The sequence below is a fragment of the Aggregatibacter actinomycetemcomitans DSM 8324 genome (assembly GCF_000372365.1).
Taxonomy (GTDB): domain Bacteria; phylum Pseudomonadota; class Gammaproteobacteria; order Enterobacterales; family Pasteurellaceae; genus Aggregatibacter; species Aggregatibacter actinomycetemcomitans.
Genome location: NZ_AQUU01000004.1, coordinates 1 through 20,502 on the forward strand (window position 1 = coordinate 1; position 20,502 = coordinate 20,502).

Consider the following 20,502-nt stretch of genomic DNA (forward strand, 5'->3'; position numbering starts at 1 on the left):
CGTCAGCATAAGTACAAGTACTTACCTGCTACCGTCCGACTTGCATGTGTTAAGCCTGCCGCCAGCGTTCAATCTGAGCCATGATCAAACTCTTCAATTCAAAAAGCTTAATCCCTCAATAGCTGACTTAATTAATCTATTATAAATAATATAAATAAACGAATCTTCCGGCACCTATTAAGTTCAATCTTAAAATTATCTAAAACGAATCTATAAGTGCCCACACAGTTTGTATGATTGATTGTTAAAGAACAAAAAACTCTGAGAAAACCCAGAATTAGAATTGGTCGGCGAGATAGGATTTGAACCTACGACCCACTGGTCCCAAACCAGTTGCGCTACCAAGCTGCGCTACTCGCCGATTGGGGTGGCTAATGGGACTTGAACCCACGACAACCGGAATCACAATCCGGGGCTCTACCAACTGAGCTATAGCCACCATATTGAATTAGCTGAATTTGCATGACCTTTGGCGCGCTCGACAGGATTTGAACCTGCGACCTTTGGCTCCGGAGGCCAACGCTCTATCCAACTGAGCTACGAGCGCTGGAAGCGTTGTTGCGGGGCGTATATTAAAAGTTTCAAAAGTGCTTGTCTAGTCTTTTTTTATAAATTTTTATTAGCAGCTATTTTTTTATTCAAAGTGAATATAATTTATAAATTTTCTGATTATTTTTTATTTAATTTTAACTTTTTAATGAAAATATTAATTTCTATTTAATTTTAGAACGTCTTGCAGCACGGCGCTTCATGCGACGTATCCAGCGGGTAATTTTCCACGCCCGTGTAATAGAGTAAGAATATAAGAAGAACAGAATAATGAAAGCAATAAACATCACCCATTCATTAATATAGTAGATCTCACCCAAAATACCGAACCCGGCACATAACGCCGCCACAAAGGTAATTAATAAAAACGCCTGGCGGGAAGTTAAACCGGCGCGCACCATTAAATGATGTACGTGCAATCGATCCGGACGGAACGGGCTTTTGCCTTTGCGTAAACGACGATAAATAATTGCCACCATATCTACCAACGGAATCGCAATCACCCAAAGGGCGGTCACCGGATTCATCGGATGCCCTTTGCCTTGTGTGCTTAGTAAAAGAATCCAAATAATCGTAAAGCCGATTAACGTACTGCCCGCATCCCCCATAAATACTTTAAATTTTGGTCCCAGCGGAATCCCCAGATTCATCAATAAATAAGGAAGAATCGCAATGATTAAACCAAAACTCCAATACGCCAAATCCATTTGTCCGTCGCGGTACATCAAAATACCAATCGCCGCAAAAGAGACACAAGACAAGCCGCCGAGCAAACCGTCAATTCCGTCAATCATATTAAATGCGTTAATGATCCCAATGGTCGCCAACACAGTAATAATTAAACCGATAGATCCTAACGTTAACTGAAACGGACCAAGAATTTGCCCCAGATGATCGAGGTAAACATTCCCCATATCAATCATCAGAATGGCTAAAAATGCCTGAATACCGGCGCGCAGAAAAGGACTAATGTCATAGCGGTCATCAATGATCCCCATTAATAACAACACCAAAATACTGAATAAATAAAGGTAAGGTAAACGGGTTTGATCCCATTGCATCAGGTAAAAACAAAGGTTACCCATAAACAATGAAATTCCACCGATTAACGGAACCGCGCCCTGATGGCGTTTACGGTAGTTAGGTTTATCCACCAAGCCGAATCGAATTGCAGCGGGACGCATCACGAGTAAAGTTAAAAATGCTCCCCAAAATGTAAAAATTAACGTCAGTAACATAGGTCTTCCCGTAAAAATAAAGTGCGCAAAGCATATCACAAAGGCAAAAGGCTACATAAATATTTTTACTAACCTCCTATTTTTTCAGTACAATGTCACACATTTTTTGAACGTAAGGATAAAAAACGATGATAAATTCAACCGCACTTTTTTCCCGCGCCCAACAAGTAATTCCCGGCGGGGTGAACTCTCCCGTTCGCGCCTTTAACAGCGTCGGCGGAACACCGGTCTTTATTGAGAAGGCTGAAGGCGCATACATTTACGATGCGGAAGGCAAACAATATATCGATTACGTCGGTTCATGGGGGCCGATGATTTTAGGACACAACCACCCGTCCATCTTAAACGCCGTCATCAAAACTGCACAAAACGGGCTCAGTTTCGGTGCACCGACGCCGTTGGAAATCGAGCTTGCCGAATTGGTGTGCAGCCTGGTTCCGTCTATTGAAATGGTCAGAATGGTCAGCTCCGGCACCGAAGCCACCATGTCCGCCATTCGTTTGGCGCGCGGCTACACCAAGCGCGACAAAATCATTAAATTTGAAGGTTGCTATCACGGTCATGCAGATTCACTGCTGGTAAAAGCCGGTTCCGGCGCATTAACGCTGGGGCAACCCAACTCACCGGGCGTGCCGGCGGATTTCGCCAAACACACCCTCACCTGCACCTATAACGATCTTGATTCCGTCCAACAAGCATTTGAACAATACCCTGATGACATCGCCTGCGTGATCGTCGAACCGGTTGCCGGTAATATGAACTGCGTGCCACCGAAAAATGATTTTCTGCAAGGTTTGCGCAAACTCTGCGATCAATACGGCGCGGTTTTTATTATTGACGAAGTGATGACCGGCTTCCGCGTGGCGCTTGATGGTGCACAAAGCTACTATAATGTCGCGCCGGATTTAACCTGTTTGGGCAAAGTCATCGGCGGCGGTATGCCGGTGGGGGCGTTCGGCGGTAAAAAAGAGATCATGCAACACATTGCGCCAACCGGTCCTGTTTATCAGGCGGGTACCTTATCCGGCAACCCCATTGCCATGGCGGCGGGTATCGCTTGTTTAACGGAATTAAAACGCGCCGGCAACGAACAAAAACTCGCCCGACAAACGAAAAAACTGGCGCAAGGCTTACAACAACTGGCGGCCAAACATCAAGTGCCGTTTGCGGTCAATTATGTCGGCGGGATGTTTGGCATCTTCTTTACCGAGAAAAAAGCTGTTACCTGTTATCAGGACGTGATGGCGTGCGACACGGAAAAATTTAAACGCTTCTTCCACAAAATGTTGGATCTCGGCGTTTACCTGGCACCATCGGCATTTGAAGCGGGCTTTATGTCCCTCGCCCATTCCGATGAGGATATTGACCGCACTTTAGCGGCGGCAGATATTGCCTTTGTCGAATTGGCTTAATCTGAAATCACAAAAAGTACGGTGTGTTTTAAAAACGTTTTTCAAATCCACCGCACTTTTTGTTGTGTAAAACCACTAACCACTAACTCAAAATCTGCAATAAACGATTCAATAACCTCGCCCTTTCTTCTTCGTTTAATGCTTTGTCCACCTTATTCGTCAGAATAAAAAAGTCTTCTGCTTTTTCACCAATTGTGGTGATTTTGGCGTTAAGCAAATTTAGTTCCAGTTCGCAGAATACCGCGCTGACATCTGCCAGCAAGCCCGCCTGATCTAAGGCGAACAGTTCCATTTCCGTTTGATCGGTTTTTTCGAGATTCAAAAAACGCACTTCGGTTTTGACATGAAAATGTGCCAATTGATGATTTTCACGCAGACGCTGTTTGTTAACCGCATCGGAAGTTAAACTTTCCGTGAGCGCATCTTCCAACATTCGGCGGCGATCAAAAGGCAGCACGGAACCGTCTAATTCCGTCACAATAAAACTGTCCAACACATAGCCGTCTTTGGCGGTGATAATTTGCGCATCATGGATACTGAGTTTTTTCGCGCCGATAGTACTTACCACTTTGTGAAACAGGTTCGGTCGGTCTTTGGTATAAATGAAAATTTCCGTGCCGCCGGCAGAAAACCGGTTACTGACTTTCACCAACAATTCCCCTTCAAATTCGGCAAGCAAACGGGTATGCCAACCAATTTGTTGTGGCGAATTGCGCAAGAAATAATCTATCGGAAAACGCTGCCACAATTTTTCGATGTGTTTGTCGGAAAGTGCGGTGGTTTTTTCACGTATTTCCTGCAGTGCTAATCGGCGGTGTCCTTTCGCTTTCGCTTGATTATCCAAGATACTTTCCAGCCCTTGGGCGAATTGTTGGGTGGCGTAATCGTACAAAGTCGCCAGCAAAGAACGCTTCCAGCTATTCCACAAAGTTTCATTGGTCGCCACAATATCGGCGACGGTCAGGCAGGTTAAATAATCCAAACGCACCTGATTACGCACCAGTTCGGCGAAATTCAGTACAATTTCCGGATCATGAATATCCCGCCGTTGCGCCGTGACCGACATAAGCAAATGCTGCTCCACCAGCCACACCATGGTTTCCGTTTCCCGTTGATCAAAACCGTGCCGAACGGCAAATTCGCGCACATCCACCGCACCCAATAATTCATGAGAACCGCCGCGCCCTTTGGCGATGTCGTGAAATAAAGCGGCAATATACAACAAAGTGCGGTCGGAAATTCGGCTGAATATTTGATGGCAAATGGGATGGCTTTGTGCCGAAGCGCCCTCTAAAAAACTTTCCAGTTTTAACATCACGCGCAGAATATGCTCGTCCACGGTGTAACAATGAAATAAATCAAACTGCATTAAACCGACGACGTTGCCCCATTGCGGTAAATAGGCGGTAAGCACGCCGTATTGGTGCATAGGAAAAAAAGCACGTTTAATCGCATTCGGCTGATTAAACAGGCGCACGAATTTTTCCCGCGCCGCTGGCAAATCACACAAATAGCCCTGCCGTTGCTCCAGCGCCAAATAAAGCTCGCGCAAGACAAAGGAATGAATTTCCGCCTGCGGATATTGGGTTAAATGATAAAAAAGGTCAAGAATGCTTTCCGGCTGCTGCTCAAAGCATTGATGATTACGTAAGCAAATGGATTGATTGATCAGGCTGAAATTGTCATCGAGTATTTGCTCGCTCACCACTGCATGACGGGTTAAAAAATGTTCCTGATAATGTTTTACCAACAATTCGCTTAGTAACGAAATGGAATGCAACGCCTGAAAAAAGCGCTTCATCATGGCTTCCACGCCTTGATTGCCTTCCCCCTGGAAACCCAACAATTCGCTGACTTTCAGTTGGCGATCAAACAACAGGCGGTTGTCATAACGCTTTAAAATTAAGTGCAAAGCGTACCGCACTTTAAACAGAAATTGCTGGCTTTTTAGTAACAAGGCGTGTTCTGCCGGATGAATAAACCCCGCCTGTAAAATTTCCTGTAAATTTTTAGCCCCGTTATGGCGCAACGCGATCCAATACAACAAATGCAAATCGCGCAACCCGCCCGGACTGTATTTGATGTCCGGCTCAAGATTGTATGAGGTGTTGTTATAACGTTGATAACGTTCGATTTTCTCCTGAATTTTTGCCTGACAGAAATCCGTTTTCGACCAAAAATCCGATTGTTGCACCAAATTCACCAGCGCTTTAAACACATTACGGTTGCCGCATAAATAGCGCACTTCCAGCAAATTGGTGGCGATGGTAATGTCCGCCAGCCCCTCCGTTTTACATTCTTCAAGAGTACGAATACTGTGTCCCACATTAAAACCGCAATCCCATAAAAACTGCACAAATTGCCCCAGATTTTCCTGTAGCGCAGGTGTCGCGGGTTGTTCGGTTAAAATTAAAATATCCAAATCGGAAAGGGGAAACATTTCCTCCCGCCCGTAGCCGCCCACCGCAATAAGGCTCAACGTAGAATCGTCGGCGAATTGAAAATGTCGCCACAAACGGGCGAGTAATTGATCGTAAAACGCGGTGCGGTTGGCGATGAATTGATCCACGGCTATGTCATCGAAATTCGCCAGTTCAAACTGCTTTAAATTTTCTTTTTGAATTTTGACCGCACTTGGGCTGATGTCGGTTTGCGTATCGTAAGGAAAAAGCATAGGTCGTGATAAAAAAGCAGAAATAGAAAAAATCCGCCATGAAAAACACAACGGATTTCAGTCAATTAAACATTCACCATAAAACGCTGAATACGCCCTTCGGCAATTTCTTCATCACGAATGGTCATGACTTCACAACCATTTTCGGTGACCACCAGTTGATGCTCGAATTGGGCGGAATGGCTACGATCTTTGGTTTTCACCGTCCAACCGTCGCCCATTAAACGCACTTCTTTTTTACCGGCGTTAATCATCGGCTCGATGGTAAACACCATGCCCGGTTTTAAAATCACGCCGCCGTCGTCCGCGTAATAATGTAACACTTGCGGTTCGCAGTGGAATTCCGTGCCCACGCCATGCCCGCAATATTCGCGTACCACACTGAAGGTTTGCGATTCCGTATATTTTTGCACCGCGCGACCGATTTCATTGAGACGAATCCCCGGTTTTACCGTACGCAAGCCCACGTAAAGCGCTTCTTGTGCCGCTTCCACCAATTTTTTACTACGTAAATTGGTTTCACCCACAATATACATTTTAGAGTTATCGCCGTAATAACCATCTTTGATGACCGTGACGTCAATATTTATAATATCGCCGTATTTCAATCGTTTATCATCATTCGGAATACCATGACAAACCACCTCATTAATAGAGGTACAAATGGATTTTGGAAAACCATGATAATTCAAGCATGCCGGAATCGCTTTTTGTTCATTCACCATATAATCATGGCAGATACGATCCAATTCACCGGTTGTTACGCCTTCTTTAACATAAGGCTCAATCATCACCAAAATATCAGATGCCAATTTACATGCTTTCCGCAATTTAACAATTTCAGCTTCCGTTCTTAATGGAATCATTATATTCATCTCCCTGTTAAAAATTCGTACGTAGAATTATAGCACTTACCTATTGAAAAATCCTTGATAAATTCTTGAATGGAATAGTGGGTTAATGGATAATACAGCCTCGACTAAATCGTGGGGAATTACAATGACAGAGATATCAGTTCCGTTAACTTTTACCGACGCAGCTGCGCAAAAAGTTAAGACCTTAATTACCGAAGAAGAAAATCCGGCACTTAAATTGCGCGTATACATCACCGGTGGCGGTTGCAGCGGGTTCCAATACGGTTTCACCTTCGACGAAAAAGTCAACGACGGTGACCTCACCGTGGAAAATTCGGGCGTACAATTAGTCATTGATCCAATGAGCTTACAATATTTAATCGGCGGCACCGTTGATTACACCGAAGGTTTGGAAGGTTCACGTTTTGTCGTAAACAACCCAAACGCCACCTCCACTTGCGGTTGCGGTTCTTCCTTCAGTATCTGACATGGATTTTCAATTCACCGCCTATCAAGGCAATATCATCACCAAGCGTTCCATGGAATATAGCGTTTTCGCTAATCGGTTTAACATCGAAGTGCGGTCGGATCCACAGTTAAGATCACAAACGGAATTAGAAGAGATAGGTTTTATTGTAACGCCACAATCATTGCCTTTTGCAGCATTGAAAATTTCGCCCGTTTTCTGCACCCTTACTTAGCTTTCATCCGCCCTTAATTACAACTCAGCCCGAACGGTAACGCACATGGCAAAGACACAAGATCACAACTCCTCCACCGAACAGCAACCGACAAAGCCGAAAAGATCTTGGAAAATCCTGATGTTAAAAACGGCATTTACCGCCTTGTGCATGCTGTTTTGCTATTCTGCCTATCTGGATTGGCAAATCCGCAGCAAAATGGACGGGCAAATTTGGCGTTTGCCGGCGGAAGTGTATAGTCGCATTGAAAACATTCGGGTCAGCGAAGAACCGAGTTTTGAGCAAATCAAACAAATTTTACTGGATAACGAATATCGCCAAACCACCATGATTGCCGCGCCGGGCGATTTCAAAATTGAAGACAATACCATCGTGTTACTGCGTCGCGGCTTCCCGTTTCCCGGTACACCGGAAGCGCAACGGGTTTTCCGCCTGCGTTTCCAACAGGAAAAATTGGCGATGATTGAAGATCTGATTAACGTTAAAACCATCGACGAATTCCGCATGGCGCCGAAACTCATCGCCATTTTACAATCAGACAAAGAAGAACGCCTTGCCATTTCCTTGCAACAGTATCCTCGCCTACTCATCGACGCCTTATTACTTACCGAAGATCGCCGTTTCTTTGAACATGACGGCATCAGCCCGCTCGGCATTTTACGCGCCATGATCACCAATATTCAGGCGGGGCAAACGGTGCAAGGCGGCAGCACCCTCACCCAACAACTGGTCAAAAATCTGTTCCTAAGTAACGAACGTACCCTCAGCCGCAAAATTAACGAAGCCTTAATGGCGTTGATTCTGGACTGGCGTTACGACAAAAACCGCATTCTGGAAACCTACTTAAACGAAATTTACCTCGGACAAAACGGCGACAACCAAATCCATGGTTTTGAATTAGCCAGTCAGTTTTATTTCGGGCGTTCCGTGCGGGAAATCAGCCTGGATCAAATTGCGTTGTTGGTGGGCATGGTAAAAGGTCCGTCGCTGTATAATCCATGGCGCAACCCGAAAAACGCGCTCGAACGTCGAAACGTGGTGTTGCATTTGATGCTGGAACACAAAGTTATCGGTGAAGAACTTTATCAATTATTGAGCCAACGCCCACTCGGCGTACAGGAAAAAGGGAAAATCAGCCGTAAATATCCGGCATTTATTCAAACCCTGCAAACGGAATTACGCCATCACCTCGGCGAAGGCAAAGCCGCGAATTTATTGGGCGCACGGATTTTCTCCACCTTAGACGTGAAACAACAGAATTACGCCGAACAGGCGGTGATTAACGCCGTATCCGATTTACAGACGAAACATAAAAATCCGCACTTGGAATCCGCCATGGTGGTTGCCGATTATCAAACCGGCGAAGTGCGCGCCATCGTGGGCGGCTTACAAACTCAATTTGCCGGCTTCAACCGCGCTTTGACGGCGAAGCGGCAAATCGGTTCTTTAGTAAAACCATCCATTTATTTGACCGCACTTATGTACCCGGATCAGTTCCGCCTGAATACGCCGATCAACAATCAACCGATTACCATTAACATCAAAGGCAGTCCACCGTGGCAACCGCGCAATTACGATCGCAAATACAGCGGTTCGGTGATGTTGATGGACGCCCTGGTACGCTCCTTGAATATCCCGACGGTGAACATCGGCATGAAGCTCGGTTTGACGAAGGTGATTTCTGTGCAACAAGCCATGGGCTGGGATAAAGTCGCCATTCCGAAAGTGCCGTCAACCCTGCTCGGTTCTTATTCCATTTCGCCTTATGGTGTGACTAAACTCTATCAAACCATTGCCAACGAAGGTGCCAGCGTACCATTGAACACCATCAACAGTGTGGTGGATAGACAAGGCAATGTGATTTATGAGCGAGAATTCGCACCACAGCAAGTGGTGCCGCAAGAAGCCGCTTTCCAAACCTTATTTGCTCTGCAGCAAGTGGTAGATCGCGGCACGGCACGTAGCCTACAAAAAGACTTCGCCCACTTACATTTGGCGGGCAAAACCGGCACTACAAATAATGCGCGTGATACCTGGTTCGTGGGGATCGATGGCGAAAACGTCACCACCGTTTGGCTGGGGCGCGATGACAACGGAGAAACCAAACTCACCGGTGCCAGCGGCGCATTACAGGTTTATAAAGATTATTTACAACGTTCTGCTATCCGTCCGTTAAAACTGCATAAACCGCAAGACATCAAATGGGTCGGCATCAATTCCTACGGCGGCTGGGATTGCGCCAGTTCACGCACCATCCCCGTTTGGGCTGACAGAAATCAATCCTTCTGCCAACAAGCCGTGTTGACCCAAACCGCCAACATCATCACCAACGCCCCAACCCAAACCAACGCCAACACCGCAACCAAACCGGAAAGCGTGTGGGATGTGCTAAAAGAAGACAAATCGGTACCGGTGGAAGAAGCAAAGCCGTCAAATTAATTTGAAAAGTGAGAGCTCCTATGCCTACCCGAATATCGATGGGTTGAGCGGGTGGGCACAAGATCCTCCCCACAAAACACCTTTAAAAACAACCGCACTTTTTCTCCCTCTCATCAAATTCCCCTGCAACAAAATGTTACAAAAATGTAAACCTCTGACTTCAAATTTGTAACAAATGCTACATGGATCACATTTCAATGAAAAGGAGGTTGATTTTCCCTTGCACTCTGAATTTATTAGAGGATAATTATTATCAATTACATCAAGCAGGAATAGTTTTACGATAAGGAGATGGGATATGCGTCTTTCCCGTTGGTATCAATGTATTCTTTTCAGTCTGTTTATTTTATTCTCGGCGTTTACTCATGCGGAAGATAACTATCAAGCATGGGTGCAGGATATTGAAAATCGGCTGGATAAAACCTCCGCACTTTACGCCGAGAACAAAACCGATGATGCTCAAACGGAAGTGCAAATGGCGTATTTTGAGGTGTTTGAAAATCTGGAAGGTCCGATTCGCATTAACTTCTCCGCACAAAAAAGCTATCAAATGGAAGCCACTTTCGGTGAAATTCGCAAAATGATTCGTGACGGATTGCCGCAAGATCAGGTAAAAGCCAAAATCGACGGGCTGAAAGCCGAGCTTCAGGAAGTGCTTCCCTCTTTAAAAGAAGGTCATCAACTCAACGCCTCCGGTCAACATGGCGTGTATGAAAACCAAACCATCGCCGCCCACTGGCAAAAAAGTTTTAAAACCATTGACGATCTATTAGCCCAAGCAATTACCGCTTATGAAGCCCAAGATTACGCCACGGCGAAAAAACTGGTGCAACAAGCGCAGTATGAGGGGTACAAAAATTCCGAAATGGAAATGTCTATTCGGCAAAATCGTTCCGCCGCCATTTCCGCCAACTTCAATCAACAATTTTACGATCTCATCAAACTCAGCGAAGTGCCTGATCAAATTAGCAATTTCGGCTATCAAATCACGACCTTGCTGCAAGACATTGAAGAACAACTTCCGGACTTGCCGACCACCCGTGACGATCAAATTGAACAACCTGCCAATCAAACCGTCGCCGATACCACGCCGGACAAAGACTGGGCGCAAATCAGCGTGCAGGTGAATGCAGGAATTCAGCAAGCCATTAAACTGTATGAGCAAGGCGAAGCGAAAAAAGCCATGTTAACGGTGCAGGATACCTATTTTGATATTTTTGAAAACACCGGTATGGAAAACAAAATCGGTTCCCGCAACAGCAACTTTAAAGCGCAACTGGAAGGCTATTTCACCCGTTTGGTGAGCTTAATGAAAGCCGGTGCGGAGAAAGAAAAGTTACAGGAACAAGCCACAGGGTTAAGTCAGGATTTAAGCAAAGCGGTAGACATGTTACAGGGCGGAGAACAAACCGCCTGGAGTATGTTCTTATACAGCCTGTTAATTATTGTACGTGAAGGCTTGGAAGCCTTGCTGATTGTTGCCGCGATCGTGGCGTATTTAGTGAAAAACGACCATCAGGACAAACTGCCCGTTATTCGCCAGTCCGTGTATGTGGCATTACTCGGTAGCGTCATCACCGCCGCCATCTTCCAGATGATTTTCTCTAATTCCGGCGCCAGCCGCGAATTGCTGGAAGGCTTCACCATGATCATCGCCGTGGTAATGCTGTTCATGATGAGCTACTGGTTATTATCCAAAGTGGAAGCACAAAACTGGAAACGATATTTAGAAGGCAAACTGTCCACCGCGTTGACCACAGGTTCTTTAGTAGGCTTATGGCTCACCAGCTTCCTGGCGGTTTATCGTGAAGGTGCGGAAACCGTGCTGTTTTACTACGCCCTTGCCGGCGACGCCAAAAGTGCGGTGGATTATTTCTATCTTTTCGGCGGCTTCTTCCTCGGTGTGATTATCCTCGCCGTGTGCTATTTCATTATGCGCTACACCGTGGTGAAATTGCCGCTTAAACCGTTCTTTATGTTCACCGGTTCCTTTATGTATTTAATGGCGTTCGTGTTCGCCGGTAAAAGCGTGCTGGAGCTGATTGAAGGCAAATTATTTGAGCCGACCCTCATTTCCGGCATGACAGAAATCCCGTGGTTGGGTATTTATCCTTATGTAGAAACATTGGTTCCGCAGGTTGTGCTGTTGGTCGCCGCTGTTTTTGCGTTAATTTATATGAAGCACCAAAGCAAAAAATCTATTTGATTTCAAACGACAAATACTTTATTCAGTTAAGGAGAAACTAAGTATGAAAAAAACGTTAATCGCTACCGCACTTTTAGCAGGTATGATCACCGCGCCTGCCGCTTTAGGTTTTAAAGAATACCCAATCGGCGAACCTGTCACCATGAACGAAATGGAAATCGCCGCCGTGTATTTGCAACCGGTTGACATGGAACCGCGTGGCATGGGCTTGCCGGCTGCCAAATCCGACATTCACTTAGAAGCCGACATTCACGCCACCAAAGGCAACAAAAACGGTTTCGGTGAAGGCGAATGGATGCCGTATTTAACCATTCAGTATACTTTAGTGAACGCCGATACCGGTGAAAAACAAGAAGGAACATTCATGCCGATGGTTGCCAGCGATGGCCCGCACTACGGCGCAAACATCAAAATGATGGGCGTGGGTAACTATAAATTAACTTACCATATCGACCCGCCGCCAAAAGCCGGTATGCACCGTCACACCGATGAAGAAACCGGCGTCGGTCGTTGGTGGAAACCGTTCGACGTGAACTATGAATTTAAATTCACCGGTTTGAAATAACCCGTTCAGGTGTTAATAAAAACAAAAATCAATAAAAACACCTTGAGGCATATCAAGGTGTTTTTGTTTATTTGAGGGCATAATTAACCCATCCATAAAAATAAGCAAAATTATTGATTCAAATACTCGGAGTAAGCTATGAACTATTTCTTTGTTTTTCTCATTCAAACCCTACTCCCGATTTCTCTGCTGCTCGGTTGCAGCTGGGTGCGTTACCCACAAACCAATTTCAAGAAACTCATTTGGCTTTCGCTTTTCGGTTTTATTATCGGCAGCCTTATTACGTTAAATTTACCCGCGACACAAAGTGCAAAACTCGCCGTCGCCCTTGTCGCACTCTGTATTTTATTGTTTGCGTATTGCTTTCAATTTATTCATTGGCAAAAACTTAACGGCTTTTGGCATATTATGCTGTCCGTGCTTGCCGGGTATTTATGGGCGAAAGATCCGAATATCGCCGCCATCACCGACACCAACGTGATTAACACGGAATTTTTACTCCACCTCAGCGCCATCATTCTCGGTTTTATTTTCTGCCTGATCGTCGCCGGCTGGCTGTATATTTTATTTCAACAACAAAAAACACCGGAAAAAACAACCGCACTTTCCGTCCTATTAACCACAATTTTCACCCTGCTATTGATTACTCCGCTCATCGGCGACGTACTGCTCATATTAATGAAATTGCAAGTGCTGGAACTGACCAAAGTGCGGTTAAGTTTTGTGGCGAAATCGGGCAATATTTCCGCTTATTTGAATTACATCAACGCCACCGTACTGGCGTTTATCGTGCTTATTTTTGCCGTTAAAACACACTTGCCTCGCATTCGTCAGGTCAATATCGAACAACAACCTATCGCAAAACGCAAAGCCATTGCCGCCAAACGTACTTCCGCCAAAATCATCGGTTACGGTTTAACGGCTGTGGCAATCATTTTGGCATCGCAACTCTATTGGGACAAAATCGCCTCCCAGCCGCCGCAACTTTCGGAAGCACAACGAATCACCTTAGACGCAGAAAACAACGTGCGCATTCCCATCGAACAGGTGAAAGACGGCAAATTACACCGTTTCCTTTGGATTGCCGACGACGGCAAAGCGGTGCGTTTCTTTATCATCAATCGCCTTGCCGAAAAGCTCAGCCTCGCCGTCGTATTCGATGCCTGCATTTTATGCGGCGACCAAGGTTATGTGATGGAAGGCAACCAAGTGGTGTGCGTGGGTTGCGGCGTGCGTTTATTTACGCCGTCCATCGGCAAACCGGGCGGCTGCAATCCGGTGCCGATTGATGATTGGAAGCAAACAGAAACGGAAGTCATCATCAGCAAGAAAAGCTTGGAAGAAGGTTTGAATTATTTCACCACGGTGATTGAAATTGAAGTCGTGGATCCCGTCAACGGCAAAAAACTCACCAACACCAAAACGGAACACAAATACAGCTATGACGGCAAAACCTACTTCTTCAGCGATGAAAAGAACCTGAATCTGTTCCGCGATAATCCGGAAGTGTATCTCAACAAAACCGCTGCGGATTCCACCACGGATTCAATAATGAAAGAGGAAAAATAATCATGTTGGCAAGAATGTTATTTCAATCCTGGCGTTATGATTTAAAGCGCAAACTCCTCGCCATTGTGACCATTTTCCTCGCTGCCGGATTAATTTCCGCCTTGCTTGCGGTGTCCATCGACATCGGCGACAAAATGGCGAAAGAGCTTAAATCCTACGGCGCCAATATTCTGGTGGAGCCCGCCAGCAGCGCCATTTTGCCTGATGAAGTGAGCGGTAATAATTCTCTCGCCACGCAAGATTTTTTGGACGAAAAAGAACTGCCGAACATTAAAGACATTTTTTGGCGTAACAATATTGTAGGCTTCGCCCCGTTACTCAGCGCGCAAGTCAAAGCCGATGGACCAAACGGCAAGGCGCAAGACATCGACATTCTCGGCACGTTTTTTGATCATCAAATCGCCGTGCCGGATGAAGACGATTACCACACCGGGCAAAAAATCATCAACCCTTATTGGCAGGTGGAAGGCGAATGGGTGAACGATGCCACCGATGATTTCAGCGAACAGGTTCCTGCGTTACTCGGCGCACAACTTGCCAAACAACATCAGTGGAAAATAGGCGACGCCATAATCTTGCGCTATCAACAAGATGAACAGTCTCCGCAACAACAGCTTAAGGTTATCGTAAAAGGCATTGTGAAAACCGGCGGCACGGAAGAACAACAACTGATTCTGCCATTAAGTGCGGTGCAAAATTTACTTGGATTGGAAGGCAAAGTGCAGGCGGTGAAAGTGTCCGCCCTCACCGTACCGGAAAACGATTTATCGCGCAAAGCCCGCGCCAACGTGGACGGCTTGGCGGCGGAAGAATATGACCGCTGGTATTGCACCGCCTATGTTTCCTCCATTTCTCACCAATTGGAAGAAGCCATTTCCGGCGCCATTGTTCGTCCGATTTGGCAAGTCGCCGCCTCCGAAGGTGTAGTCATTGAGAAAATTCAATTATTACTCGCCGTAGTGACCCTCGCCGCGCTCATTGCCGCCGCCATGGGGATCGCCTCTCTCATGACCACCACCATTATCGAACGCAGCAAAGAAATCGGCTTAATGAAAGCCCTCGGCGCTTATCAATGGCAAATCGTGCTGCTGTTTTATTGTGAAGCCATCATCAGCGGTTTAATCGGCGGCATTTTAGGCTGTGCTGCCGGCTGGGGCTTGGCACGCTTTATCGGCGCCACCCTGTTCGGCGCACCGCTCAGTTTCGCGTGGATTGTGGTGCCTTGCGTACTGGTGATTTCCGTATTGATTGCGGTCATCGGTGCGTGGTTCCCGGCACATCGAATTGCCCGTCTTTATCCTATTGAGGTGCTTTATGGCAGACAATAGACCCATCAATATGTTCCGGCGCTTGGTATTACGCGCCTTACGGCTACGTTTGCAACGGGTGTTTATCATCTTTGCCGCGCTCACGGTAGGCGCCAGTATCGTCACCGCCATGGCGGCGGTGTATTTCGACATCAACACCAAAATGAGTCAGGAACTGCGCACCTTCGGCGCTAACTTTTATATCGGCTCAAACAATGGTGGTTTGATTAAAATGGATCAGGTGCAAGAAATCATTAACCTAGCGCCTAAAGGCTTAATTACCGCCGCCAGCCCTTATTTATACGGTGTAACCCGTAGTGATTTGGAAAAAATCGTCATCATGGGCGTGTGGTTTGAAGACATGAAAACCCTCGCGCCCTACTGGCAAATCACCGGCACGCCCATCGGTGTCAACTTTGACGAACGCAACGCCATGATCGGCAAAACCCTCGCCGAACGCTTAAACCTGAAAGTGGGCAGTAAGCTGACCTTAAGCCTGAATTCGGTAGATAAACACCAGTTTACGATTAAAGCCATCGTGGAAGCGGGCGACGCCACCGACAATATGCTCATCGTGAGCCTGGATTTCGCGCAAAACTGGCTGGAAAAAGAAAACTTTGCCACCAATGCCCTGCTTAACGTGAAAAATGATCAGGGGCAAGTGGAACAATTCGCACAGCAACTTCAGCAACAATATCCCGATTTGGATATTCATCCGATCCGCAAAGTCTCCGCCTCCGAAGGGCAAATTCTGGATAAGATTAAAGGCTTGATGGGCTTGATTTCCGTGGTGATTCTGATTTTAGCCACCCTCTGCGTGAACACCACTCTCATCGCCATCGTGGGCGAACGGGCAAAAGAATTCGCGTTGCAAAAAGCCCTCGGCGCGAAAAGCCGGGACATCATCAAACAAATCGGCGCGGAAACCTTAATTATCGCCGTATGCGCGATCATCAGCGGCTTAATTATCGGTTATTTACTGGCGCAAGTACTCGGCTTAACCGTCTTCAAAGCCTACATCGACATGCGCCTGCCGGTGTTGCCGATCACCATCGGATTATCCTTATTAGTGGCGTTTATCGCAGTTATCGTACCGACCCGCCGCGCCTTAGACATTCAAACCGCCAATGTGTTAAAAGGGGAATAACATGGCTAAAACCGTGATTGAAACACAGCATTTATATAAAAGATTCGGGCAAGTGACCGCACTTGAAGACATTAATATTCAAATTGCCGAAGGGGAATTTGTTGCCATCATGGGCGCTTCCGGCTCGGGGAAAACCACCTTAATGAACATTCTCACCGGCTTGGACACCGCCAGCGAAGGCAAAGTGATTTTAGACGGCGTAGATGCGGCGCAACTGGACGAAACGGGCAGGCAACGCTTCCGTGCGGAGAAAATCGGCTTGGTGTTCCAACAATTCCATTTAATTCCCTATTTAACCGCGTTGGAAAACGTGATGTTGGCGCAACATTATCACAGCGTGGTGGATGAAGCCGCCGCCAAAGCGGTGCTGGAACAGGTGGGGTTGGCACATCGAATGGATCACCGCCCTAGCCAACTTTCCGGCGGGGAACAGCAACGGGTGTGTATCGCCCGCGCATTGGTCAATCAACCGCCGGTGATTTTTGCCGACGAACCGACAGGCAACCTCGACGAGAAAAATGAACATTTGGTGCTGGATTTGCTCACCGAGTTAAACCGACAAGGACGCACGATCGTAATGGTGACCCACAACCCCGATTTAGGCAAACTCACCAATCGCATTCTTTATTTACAACACGGCAAACTGTTAAGCGAGGAACAAAATGTGGGCTAACGTCATTCGCTTTCTCGCCATAAGTGCGGTCATTTTTCTCAGCGTTTCTTGCAAGGAAGAAAACGCGCAGCTCGGACAACCTGCGCCGGAAATTGCCGCCTTCGATTTACAAGGCAACAAAGCCACGTTAAGCGACTGGCAAGGCAAAACCGTGCTTATCAATTTCTGGTCGGAAACCTGTGGTGCCTGCATTGTGGAACTGCAAACCCTGCAACAATGGGCGGAAAAATACCCGAACCGCGTCCAACTGGTCGCCATGAACATCGACGGCGAAAATGCCGACACCCAAGCCGTCGTCACCAAACGTCAATTAAATTTGCCCGTGTTTAAAGATCAAATGAAAATCACCGCCGAACGCTACCAACTCATCGGCACCCCAACCTCATTTGTCATCGACCCGAACGGCAAACTATTACGCAAATTTGAAGGGTTACTTTCCGAAAACGATTTACAACAATTATTCAACCCGACGAAAAGCTAACCAACCATGAAAAAACGCGACTTTACTTTCTTTCTCCTCGCTTGCTGCGCCATCACCGCCGCCCAAGCCGAACCCGACATTGCGCACGGACAAAAAGTCTATAACCGCTCCTGTGCCCTTTGCCACGGCAAACAGGCAGAAAAACCGGCAATGGGACAATCCCAAATCATCAACACCTTCACCCAAGACCAAATCATCAACGCTCTGCAAGACCGCAAGAGCGGTAAAATCGAAGGCGCCGGCAACCGCGCCAAATCCACCCTCAGCGAACAGGATATGCAAGATGTGGCAGGCTATGTGGAAACGTTGAAGAAATAATGGAAAAGTGCGGTCGGTTTTGGAAATGTTTTTTGAGAACAAAATGAAGGTTCAAACATCCAATGCTTAAACCTGATCAGAACAAGCTGTGAATGCTTGCGCTATGCCAAAACAGCAGGGGCAGGTCCTGTGCCTGCCCGAATTTTTCGATGAATCCAACGGGCGGGCACAGGACCCACCCCTACGCGAAAACACAAAAAAACACCTTTGATAGCGCACGCTTCATAGCGCGTGCTTTTAACTTATTGATATTACAGGCACGCGTTAGGAAACGCGCACCAGCAAAATGTAACGTTTTTCAAAATTCAACTGTCATAAAGAAACTCTATGCTACAAGCGATCATCTTTGATATGGACGGCGTCATTGTCGATACCGAATTTTTAGAATACGACTTACAGGCGCAATTCATTGAAGCCATTAAGGAACACGACCGCACGTTAACCCCGCTCGAACGTTCGGAAGTGATAGGCAAAGGACTGGCGGAAATCCCCGAAATCGTGAAAAAATTAAGCGGTTCCTCGCTCTCTTTGGAAGAAATCAGGCAGCGCTATTTTGATTTCTTCAAACAGCTTTTTGCCACCGTGGATTACCGTTCAATTTTCCGAGCCGACATTCAGCAAATCATCGATTTCGCCAAGCAAAACAGTATCAAATTGGCGGTCGCCTCCTCTTCTCACCTCGACCATATTCAAAACATCCTGACCGAATGCGGCATCATTCAGCACTTTGACTTTATCGTCAGCGGCGAACAATTTAAACGCAGCAAACCGGGTCCGACAATTTACCGTTACACCCTCGAAAAATTAGGCGTACAAGCCCAAAACGCCGTAGCGATTGAAGATTCTTTTTTCGGCATTCAAGCCGCTAAAACCGCCGGCATTCCCGTCATCGCCTACGAAGAAAAACGCATGCTCATCGACCAATCCGAAGCCGATTATTGCGGTAAAGACATGAAAGAAATCTTGCGCGTTATTCAACAGTTGCATCATTAATCGGTTTATTGAGAAAAAGTGCGGTGGATTTTGGAAGTGTTTTTTGAACTTGAAAAACGATTGGTAAAATGACCGCACTTTTTGATGATTATGCCGAGATACGATTTATTGATAGCGCACGCTTCCCAGCGTGTGCTTGTAACCTGTTGATATTTCAGGCACACGTTAGGAAACCACAGCTGTTCGAAACCTTAACTTGGAACCCAAAGACGGTCAACACCGCTTGGGTCTCCGCCACAAATTAAAACTATCTCTTTAATTAAAAGACTTTCAATTTCAATGGCTAATTTTAACTTCGCCATCTTATAACCGGATAAACCGTTCTCTTTCTTATAAACAATTAATAAAATCGCCGTAATTAACGTCATATACATTTCCACTTTCATGCCATTTTCATTACGTGAAAGTAAATGGCTGAAGTCTAAATGTTGCTTAATAAATTTGAAAAAAACTTCGATTTCCCAACGTCTCTTATATAACTCAGCTATTTCCGTTGCCGAATAATCCGCATGGTTTGTCAGAAAGTAAATCTCTTCATCCTTCTCTTTTAATCTCGCGATAATTAATCGAAAAATATGTCGGGTTTCTTTATTTTCCTTATTAAATAATCTGACATTATAATCCGATTGTATAACCATACTTGCCGTCTCCCGGATTTCTACCGGATTTTCACTCATGACCCGATAACGCGCTATCTCACGAACCCGAGTCACAAAGGTAAAATGTTTATCGCTAAATTCATCAAACGTATTTCTTGACTGAATTCCCATATCAAACAATAAGATATTATCCCGGCTCAACGGATGTTCTACAATCAGCTCTTTGAGCGCAACATCTTCCGAGGAATAAACCCGTTGCGTAAACAGTTTTGATTTTACCGGTACGCTCGAAAACGCCACACTGAACTTGATTCCGTTTACACCCTGATAACTCCCCACTTTCATTCCCGTTTTTAATAACTTACTTGAAAGCGTCACGATTGTGGAATCAAAAGCGATAATGTTATCTCTCGGTTTTAAATAACTGTCACTATATCGACTTAATACCGACTCGAAAATGGCTTTAAAATAATCTGCATTAATGGTTCTTAATCGGTCGCTAATCGAATTATATTTTGCATGCTTTATCGGTTTATCAAATAATCCGGTAAAGGTCGGAGAACTGTAAAATTGCTCTAATGTTCTTAAGCTGTTATGTCGTACATTTAATGATGAAAATAGCAGTAAATAAAACATCACTTCACCGCTTAATTTTTTCACTTGACGGTCAACTTGATATTCCAATGTAAACATTCTTAACTGTTCTTTCGGAATATAGCTTAAGATTTCTCTGAGTTTCATCGCTCACCTCACTCTCTGTTAATAAGGTGATTTTAC

Annotated in this window: 17 protein-coding genes, 3 tRNA genes and 1 rRNA gene; 13 read left to right on the forward strand and 8 right to left on the reverse strand. The window is 45.9% G+C overall.

Annotated elements, in window-relative coordinates; genetic code table 11:
• The 5 genes from A3CS_RS0102875 to wecA all read right to left on the reverse strand — a co-directional run.
• Nucleotides 1-100: ribosomal RNA gene (locus A3CS_RS0102875) — 16S ribosomal RNA — on the reverse strand; the annotation flags it as partial.
• Nucleotides 101-284: 184 nt separating this feature from the next.
• Nucleotides 285-361 (reverse strand) — tRNA-Pro (locus A3CS_RS0102880).
• 2 nt (nt 362-363) lie between these two features.
• Nucleotides 364-439, reverse strand: a tRNA-His gene (locus tag A3CS_RS0102885).
• A 31-nt stretch (nt 440-470) separates the two neighbouring features.
• Nucleotides 471-547: transfer RNA gene (locus A3CS_RS0102890), tRNA-Arg, on the reverse strand.
• 166 nt (nt 548-713) lie between these two features.
• Nucleotides 714-1,787: a UDP-N-acetylglucosamine--undecaprenyl-phosphate N-acetylglucosaminephosphotransferase gene (gene wecA / locus A3CS_RS0102895; protein WP_005547173.1), complete on the reverse strand. Its 1,074-nt coding sequence runs from the start codon at nt 1,785-1,787 to the stop codon at nt 714-716.
• 128 nt (nt 1,788-1,915) lie between these two features.
• Between wecA and hemL the strand changes: the two genes are divergently transcribed.
• Nucleotides 1,916-3,199, forward strand: a complete 1,284-nt coding sequence (gene hemL / locus A3CS_RS0102900; protein WP_019518221.1) for a glutamate-1-semialdehyde 2,1-aminomutase — start codon at nt 1,916-1,918, stop codon at nt 3,197-3,199.
• Nucleotides 3,200-3,281: 82 nt separating this feature from the next.
• On the opposite strand, the gene glnD is transcribed toward hemL, so the two are convergent.
• Together glnD and map are read right to left on the reverse strand one after the other, a co-directional pair.
• The gene (gene glnD, locus A3CS_RS0102905) at nt 3,282-5,873 is read right to left on the reverse strand and encodes a bifunctional uridylyltransferase/uridylyl-removing protein GlnD (protein WP_005547167.1); all 2,592 of its coding nucleotides are present in this window, start codon (nt 5,871-5,873) and stop codon (nt 3,282-3,284) included.
• Between the two features lie 65 nt (nt 5,874-5,938).
• A complete protein-coding gene (gene map / locus A3CS_RS0102910; protein WP_005585421.1) occupies nt 5,939-6,748 on the reverse strand; it encodes a type I methionyl aminopeptidase in 810 nt (269 codons plus the stop codon).
• A 124-nt stretch (nt 6,749-6,872) separates the two neighbouring features.
• On the opposite strand from map, the gene erpA reads away from it, so the two are divergent.
• The 12 genes from erpA (at nt 6,873) to A3CS_RS0102970 (ending at nt 19,126) form a co-directional block, all read left to right on the forward strand.
• Nucleotides 6,873-7,214, forward strand: a complete 342-nt coding sequence (gene erpA / locus A3CS_RS0102915) for an iron-sulfur cluster insertion protein ErpA (protein ID WP_005538694.1) — start codon at nt 6,873-6,875, stop codon at nt 7,212-7,214.
• 1 nt (nt 7,215) lies between these two features.
• Entirely contained in the window at nt 7,216-7,428 is a 213-nt protein-coding gene (locus tag A3CS_RS0102920; protein WP_005547163.1) for a YacL family protein, read from the forward strand.
• Between the two features lie 45 nt (nt 7,429-7,473).
• Nucleotides 7,474-9,867, forward strand: a complete 2,394-nt coding sequence (gene mrcB, locus A3CS_RS0102925) for a penicillin-binding protein 1B (RefSeq protein ID WP_005547161.1) — start codon at nt 7,474-7,476, stop codon at nt 9,865-9,867.
• A 298-nt stretch (nt 9,868-10,165) separates the two neighbouring features.
• Nucleotides 10,166-12,073: an FTR1 family iron permease gene (locus tag A3CS_RS0102930; RefSeq protein ID WP_019518222.1), complete on the forward strand. Its 1,908-nt coding sequence runs from the start codon at nt 10,166-10,168 to the stop codon at nt 12,071-12,073.
• Between the two features lie 43 nt (nt 12,074-12,116).
• The gene (locus A3CS_RS0102935) at nt 12,117-12,638 is read left to right on the forward strand and encodes an iron transporter (protein ID WP_005538703.1); all 522 of its coding nucleotides are present in this window, start codon (nt 12,117-12,119) and stop codon (nt 12,636-12,638) included.
• Between the two features lie 138 nt (nt 12,639-12,776).
• On the forward strand, nt 12,777-14,207 hold the full coding sequence (locus tag A3CS_RS0102940; protein WP_005566576.1) for a Fe-S-containing protein: 1,431 nt from the start codon (nt 12,777-12,779) through the stop codon (nt 14,205-14,207).
• A 2-nt stretch (nt 14,208-14,209) separates the two neighbouring features.
• Complete coding sequence (locus A3CS_RS0102945) at nt 14,210-15,535, forward strand: ABC transporter permease (RefSeq protein WP_005547153.1); 1,326 nt, start codon at nt 14,210-14,212, stop codon at nt 15,533-15,535.
• Nucleotides 15,522-16,661, forward strand: coding sequence for an ABC transporter permease (locus tag A3CS_RS0102950; RefSeq protein ID WP_019518223.1), 1,140 nt, complete (start codon nt 15,522-15,524; stop codon nt 16,659-16,661). The genes A3CS_RS0102945 and A3CS_RS0102950 overlap by 14 nt, the downstream gene beginning before the upstream one ends.
• Nucleotide 16,662: 1 nt before the next feature.
• Entirely contained in the window at nt 16,663-17,334 is a 672-nt protein-coding gene (locus A3CS_RS0102955) for an ABC transporter ATP-binding protein (protein WP_005571834.1), read from the forward strand.
• A complete protein-coding gene (locus tag A3CS_RS0102960; protein ID WP_019518224.1) occupies nt 17,324-17,815 on the forward strand; it encodes a TlpA family protein disulfide reductase in 492 nt (163 codons plus the stop codon). Before A3CS_RS0102955 ends, A3CS_RS0102960 begins: the two co-directional genes overlap by 11 nt.
• Before the next feature lie 6 nt (nt 17,816-17,821).
• Nucleotides 17,822-18,133 (forward strand): c-type cytochrome, encoded by a 312-nt coding sequence (locus tag A3CS_RS0102965; protein WP_005566566.1) that lies wholly within the window; start codon nt 17,822-17,824, stop codon nt 18,131-18,133.
• Nucleotides 18,134-18,460: 327 nt separating this feature from the next.
• The gene (locus tag A3CS_RS0102970; RefSeq protein ID WP_005547143.1) at nt 18,461-19,126 is read left to right on the forward strand and encodes an HAD family hydrolase; all 666 of its coding nucleotides are present in this window, start codon (nt 18,461-18,463) and stop codon (nt 19,124-19,126) included.
• Between the two features lie 191 nt (nt 19,127-19,317).
• On the opposite strand, the gene A3CS_RS0102975 is transcribed toward A3CS_RS0102970, so the two are convergent.
• Complete coding sequence (locus A3CS_RS0102975; protein WP_005547141.1) at nt 19,318-20,466, reverse strand: IS4 family transposase; 1,149 nt, start codon at nt 20,464-20,466, stop codon at nt 19,318-19,320.
• Nucleotides 20,467-20,502: the final 36 nt, after the last annotated feature.

Excerpts from the sequence above, each read along its gene's own strand:
- wecA (WP_005547173.1), bottom strand. The coding sequence starts at position 1,787 with ATGTTACTGACGTTAATTTTTACATTTTGGGGAGCATTTTTAACTTTA.
- hemL (WP_019518221.1), top strand. The coding sequence starts at position 1,916 with ATGATAAATTCAACCGCACTTTTTTCCCGCGCCCAACAAGTAATTCCC.
- glnD (WP_005547167.1), bottom strand. The coding sequence starts at position 5,873 with ATGCTTTTTCCTTACGATACGCAAACCGACATCAGCCCAAGTGCGGTC.
- map (WP_005585421.1), bottom strand. The coding sequence starts at position 6,748 with ATGAATATAATGATTCCATTAAGAACGGAAGCTGAAATTGTTAAATTG.
- erpA (WP_005538694.1), top strand. The coding sequence starts at position 6,873 with ATGACAGAGATATCAGTTCCGTTAACTTTTACCGACGCAGCTGCGCAA.
- A3CS_RS0102920 (WP_005547163.1), top strand. The coding sequence starts at position 7,216 with ATGGATTTTCAATTCACCGCCTATCAAGGCAATATCATCACCAAGCGT.
- mrcB (WP_005547161.1), top strand. The coding sequence starts at position 7,474 with ATGGCAAAGACACAAGATCACAACTCCTCCACCGAACAGCAACCGACA.
- A3CS_RS0102930 (WP_019518222.1), top strand. The coding sequence starts at position 10,166 with ATGCGTCTTTCCCGTTGGTATCAATGTATTCTTTTCAGTCTGTTTATT.
- A3CS_RS0102935 (WP_005538703.1), top strand. The coding sequence starts at position 12,117 with ATGAAAAAAACGTTAATCGCTACCGCACTTTTAGCAGGTATGATCACC.
- A3CS_RS0102940 (WP_005566576.1), top strand. The coding sequence starts at position 12,777 with ATGAACTATTTCTTTGTTTTTCTCATTCAAACCCTACTCCCGATTTCT.
- A3CS_RS0102945 (WP_005547153.1), top strand. The coding sequence starts at position 14,210 with ATGTTGGCAAGAATGTTATTTCAATCCTGGCGTTATGATTTAAAGCGC.
- A3CS_RS0102950 (WP_019518223.1), top strand. The coding sequence starts at position 15,522 with ATGGCAGACAATAGACCCATCAATATGTTCCGGCGCTTGGTATTACGC.
- A3CS_RS0102955 (WP_005571834.1), top strand. The coding sequence starts at position 16,663 with ATGGCTAAAACCGTGATTGAAACACAGCATTTATATAAAAGATTCGGG.
- A3CS_RS0102960 (WP_019518224.1), top strand. The coding sequence starts at position 17,324 with ATGTGGGCTAACGTCATTCGCTTTCTCGCCATAAGTGCGGTCATTTTT.
- A3CS_RS0102965 (WP_005566566.1), top strand. The coding sequence starts at position 17,822 with ATGAAAAAACGCGACTTTACTTTCTTTCTCCTCGCTTGCTGCGCCATC.
- A3CS_RS0102970 (WP_005547143.1), top strand. The coding sequence starts at position 18,461 with ATGCTACAAGCGATCATCTTTGATATGGACGGCGTCATTGTCGATACC.
- A3CS_RS0102975 (WP_005547141.1), bottom strand. The coding sequence starts at position 20,466 with ATGAAACTCAGAGAAATCTTAAGCTATATTCCGAAAGAACAGTTAAGA.